We start from the raw sequence: 4294 nt of genomic DNA, 5'->3' as shown, positions 1-4294 counted from the left end.
GCCCAGGTGGCCCAGCACGTCCGCGAACGCGGTGTCGTCGCGCACCGTGACGGCGGGGACCGCGTCGTCGACGGGCGCGCCGAGCACCACGGCGGGGGCGCCGAGCTGACCGACGAGGTCGAGGCGCGGGTCGTCCGTGCGGGCGTCGACCAGCAGGAACGCGTCGACGCGCTGCTCGGCCCACCACTCGCGGTAGACGCGTGCCTCGTCGTCCGCCCCCACGAGGGTGAGCGAGAGCGACCAGCCGATGTCGGCCAGGGGCTGGGTGAGCCCGGCGACCAGACGCATGAAGAAGGGGTCACGACCGAAGGTGTCGCTCGCGCGGGCGATCACCAGCCCGAGGCTGCGGCCGCCCTGGCCCGACACCTTGCGGCTGGCGTAGTTGGGGCGCCAGTTGAGCTCGTCGGCGGCCTGCCGGATGCGCTCGGCCGTGGCGGCCGAGACGTTGGGCCGCCCGTTGAAGACGTGGGACACCGCGGACGGCGACACGCCGGCACGGCGGGCCACCGCGGCGATCGTTGCTCGTTTCGGGGGTGTTTCGGTCACGTGCCAGACCCTACGGGGGTTGACCCTCGAAAGTAAAGCGGTATACATTCGCGGCCAGCCAGTTTGTGTACCGCTTTACAAGGCACGGCACGCGGAAGTGCCCCGCCTCTTCGACAGACACACCGAAGTTTCCAGGTCGACCAGCTCCAGGAGGTCCCGTGTCACACGGCATCAGCAGGCGCACTTTGCTGGGCGCAGCCCTCAGCGGCGGGCTCATCACGCCGCTGCTCGCCGGGTGCGGCGCGCTCGTGCCCGCGTCCAGCGGCTCGAACGCCCTGACCGTGCACACCCAGATCAGCGGCGCCGTCGCCGGCGCGCAGGTGTTCTCCGACGTCGTCGCCGCGTACCAGCGCAGCACCGCGCGCAAGGTCGCGCTGCTCAAGAACGGCTCCGACCTGCCCATCGTCTTCGAGACGAGCACGCTGGCGGGCAAGGAGGCGGACGTCGCCATCGTCAACATGATGGGCCGCACCCTGTCCTGGACCCGCCTGGGCGCGACCGTGCCCGTGAACGACTACCTCGACGACTGGGGCCTGCGGGACCTGATCATCCCCGAGGCGCTGGCGGAGTGGACCGACGACAAGGGCCGCCTGCGCGCCTTCCCGTTCACCCGCACCAACTGGCCGGTGTCGTTCAACACCGGGCTGCTGGAGGAGGCGGGCGTCGGCGCGATCCCGACGACGTCGGACGAGCTGATCGCCGCCGCGGACGCCCTGCGGTCCAAGGGCATCGGCCCCGTCACCGTGGGCGGCTCCGACTGGAGCGGCCAGAAGATGTTCCTGCAGATCCTCCAGGGCTTCATCACCCAGGACGAGGCGCGCACCGTGTTCTCCACGGGAAAGATCTCCGAGAGCCCCGGGGCCGTCGCGGGCGTGGAGCACTTCGTCGAGCTGCGCGACGCCGGCGTCTTCGTCGACAACGTCCAGGGCTACACGTCCGACTCGGAGCTCACGCAGTTCAACACCCGCAAGGCCGCCATCGTGCCGGCCATGTCGTCGGCGCTGGCCCTGGTGCCGAACGAGCGCGCGGCGGAGGTGACCGTCGGCGGCTGGCCCATGCCGTCCGGCGGCGGCGTGCTGGAACGCCCGAGCGTCATCAAGAGCTTCAACGGCCACGGCATCTGGATCAGCGAGAACGGCCTCAAGAAGCTCGACCTGATCAAGCCGTTCGTGCAGAACCTGTACACGCCCGAGGTCACCGACGAGTTCATCCTCGGGTCCGGGCGCGACATGAGCCGCGTCACCGACACCGTCAGCAAGGACTTCCCGCTGGTCGCCCAGGGCTCACGCCTGACCGACGACGACGTGACGCCCGTGATGCTGCCCGACCTGCTCATCCCCGACGCCGTGTTCGAGCCGATGATCCAGGCGACCGCGCTCGCCTACGGGTCCGCCCCGGCCGACCGCATCATCGACGCCTTCGAGAAGTCATACCAGGCGGTCTGACCGCTCGAGCTGGGAAAGGACCCCCACCCATGACCGCGCTCCTCGACGCCGGCCGCCCCGACACGACCGGTGACGGCAAGGCCGCCGTCCCCCGCACCCGCCACCGCGGGACCCTCCGCGACCGGTTCCCCGGTCTCGCCCTGCCCGCCCTGATCTGGTACGCGGTGTTCATGATCGGCCCCGTGGTCGCGATGTTCGTCATCGCGTTCCTCTCGTGGCCGGGCATGCTCACCACGCCCACCCCGGCGGGCCTCGACAACTTCGCCCGCGTCTTCTCCGACGAGACGTTCTGGACGGCGACCGCGAACTCCGCGATCCAGATCGTGGTGGGCCTGCCGATCATGATCGGCCTCGCGTTCCTCCTCGCGTTCTACGTGGTGCAGAAGCCGCGCGGCCACCGCGTGCTGCGGTACCTGCTGTTCATCCCCGCGCTCATCTCCGCGCCCGCCACGGCGATGGTCTTCTACGCCATGCTCAACCCGGACGGCCTGGTCAACGGGTTCCTGCGGCCGCTGGGTCTGGAGGGCAACGAGTGGCTCGCCGACCCGACCACCGCGCTCGGCGCCATCATCGCCGTCGAGCTGTGGAGCGGCATCGGCTACTCCGCGGTGCTCATCGCGTCGCGGCTCGACGGCGTCGAGACCGAGATCGTGCAGGCCGCCCGCCTGGACGGCGCGAACGACTGGCGGCTGGCGTGGCGCATGTACTGGCCCATCGCACGGGACTTCATCGGCGTCGTCGCGATGCTCCAGTTCCTGTCCATGCTGTTCAACTCGGCGCAGACCGTGCTGCTGCTCACGCAGGGCGGGCCCGAGAACGCGACCACGACGCTCGCGTACCTCATCTACCGCAAGGCGTTCGTCGAGACCGACCTGGGCTACAGCCAGGCCGTCGGCGTCGTCCTCTTCGTGATCGGGCTGCTCGGGATGTGGGCGATCCGCCGCACGCTCCGCGCCACCCACTGATCCCCGCCCGATCTGCCTCCCGAACCTGCCCTGGAGACCCTCATGGCTCAGCGCGCCGCAGTCGCCCGTCGACTCCCCCTGCGCGACCGCATCGGCTCGATCACGAGCGGCACGCTCGCGTGGATCTACGCCGCACTGCTGGTCATCCCCTTCTACTACTTCATCGTTTCCTCCTTCAAGACGAACGAGGAGATCTTCGAGTCGCCGCTGGCGTGGCCGACGACGTTCGACCTCTCCAACTTCACGACGGCCATCCAGCAGGCCGACCTCGGCCTCGCGGTGGCCAACTCCGCCCTCACCACGGTCGCCGCGCTGGTGCTGACCCTGCTGCTCGCGCTCCCGGCGTCGTTCGCGCTGGCGCGGGCGCGCGGGCGGGCCGGCAAGATCGTCGAGAGCGTCTTCGCCCTCGGGTTCCTCATCCCGTCGTTCGCGGCGCTGTTCCCGACGTTCCTGCTGGCAGCCGCGCTCGGCCTGTTCCACACCCGCACGTTCGTGGTGTTCCTGCTGCCGGCGACGGCGCTGCCGCTCTCGATCGTCATCCTCACCTCGTTCATGCGCACCATCCCGCGTGAGCTGGAGGAGGCCGCCTCGATGGACGGCGCGTCCTCCCTCCAGGTGCTGCGGCAGGTCTACCTGCCCATCTGCGTGCCGGGTATCGCGACCGTGCTGCTGCTCAACTTCCTGTCGTTCTGGAACGCGTACCTGTACCCGCTGATCCTGATCGGCCCCGACACGGCGCAGCGCACCATCCAGGTGGCCCTGCCGACCCTCAAGGTCGACGCCGGCACCGACTACGGCGTGCTGATGGCCGGCACCCTGTTCACGCTGTTGCCCGTGTACCTCGTCTACACCGTGCTCCAGCGCCAGATGCAGCGCGCGCTGCTGTCGGGGGCGGTCAAGGGATGAGCGACGCGCGCACGAGGGCGGCCACGCTCCCGCTCGCCACCCGCATCGGCCAGGTCAACCAGCGCCTCAAGGGCTGGGAGGCGGTCCGCTGGGTCGACGGCGCTCCTCGCGTCACCGACGTGCTGCGACGCGAGGTGGACCGCTGGGGCGGGCTCGGGGCGCTGTACGGCGTGCTCCGCGCCGACCCCTGGTCCGCGGTGCGCTGGGACAACGGCATCCCGCCCGAGCGCAGCGCCGAGGCCTACGCCGCGGTGCAGGAGCACGTGAACACCCACGGCGACGGCATCCCGGTGCTGTTCGTCGAGGAGGCGCCGCACGGCCTGATGGCGCTCGGCGGCACCACGCTGCCGGTGAACCTCGCGCTGGGCGCCGGCATGGACGCCGACCTGACCGAGGAGCTGGCCGCCGCCGTCGCCGCCGAGGCCCGGGCCC

4 protein-coding genes and 1 pseudogene are annotated in these 4294 nt (G+C 70.6%); 4 read left to right on the top strand and 1 reads right to left on the bottom strand.

The genetic code is table 11. The annotated features are described in order from the left end of the window. On the bottom strand, positions 1–546 hold a 546-nt coding region (locus PROKR_RS16750), incomplete at its 3' end, for a LacI family DNA-binding transcriptional regulator (RefSeq protein WP_036964873.1). 158 nt (positions 547–704) lie between these two features. Between PROKR_RS16750 and PROKR_RS16745 the strand changes: the two genes are divergently transcribed. The 4 genes and pseudogenes from PROKR_RS16745 to PROKR_RS16730 all read left to right on the top strand — a co-directional run. Continuing rightward, the gene (locus PROKR_RS16745) at positions 705–1991 is read left to right on the top strand and encodes an ABC transporter substrate-binding protein (RefSeq protein WP_036964856.1); all 1287 of its coding nucleotides are present in this window, start codon (positions 705–707) and stop codon (positions 1989–1991) included. 29 nt (positions 1992–2020) lie between these two features. Beyond that, positions 2021–2956, top strand: coding sequence for a carbohydrate ABC transporter permease (locus PROKR_RS16740; RefSeq protein WP_036964854.1), 936 nt, complete (start codon positions 2021–2023; stop codon positions 2954–2956). 42 nt (positions 2957–2998) lie between these two features. Then, positions 2999–3862, top strand: coding sequence for a carbohydrate ABC transporter permease (locus PROKR_RS16735; protein ID WP_051433073.1), 864 nt, complete (start codon positions 2999–3001; stop codon positions 3860–3862). Next, positions 3859–4294: pseudogene (locus PROKR_RS16730) on the top strand (glycoside hydrolase family 3 N-terminal domain-containing protein); the annotation flags it as partial. The gene PROKR_RS16735 and the pseudogene PROKR_RS16730, both read left to right, overlap by 4 nt.

The organism is Promicromonospora kroppenstedtii DSM 19349 (genome assembly GCF_000515355.1).
Classification (GTDB): domain Bacteria; phylum Actinomycetota; class Actinomycetes; order Actinomycetales; family Cellulomonadaceae; genus Promicromonospora; species Promicromonospora kroppenstedtii.
This window is presented reverse-complemented; position numbering and strand designations above follow the sequence as displayed.

Bases quoted from the DNA above. Each gene is read 5' to 3' on its own strand.
- PROKR_RS16735 (WP_051433073.1), top strand. From the start codon at position 2,999: ATGGCTCAGCGCGCCGCAGTCGCCCGTCGACTCCCCCTGCGCGACCGC.
- PROKR_RS16740 (WP_036964854.1), top strand. From the start codon at position 2,021: ATGACCGCGCTCCTCGACGCCGGCCGCCCCGACACGACCGGTGACGGC.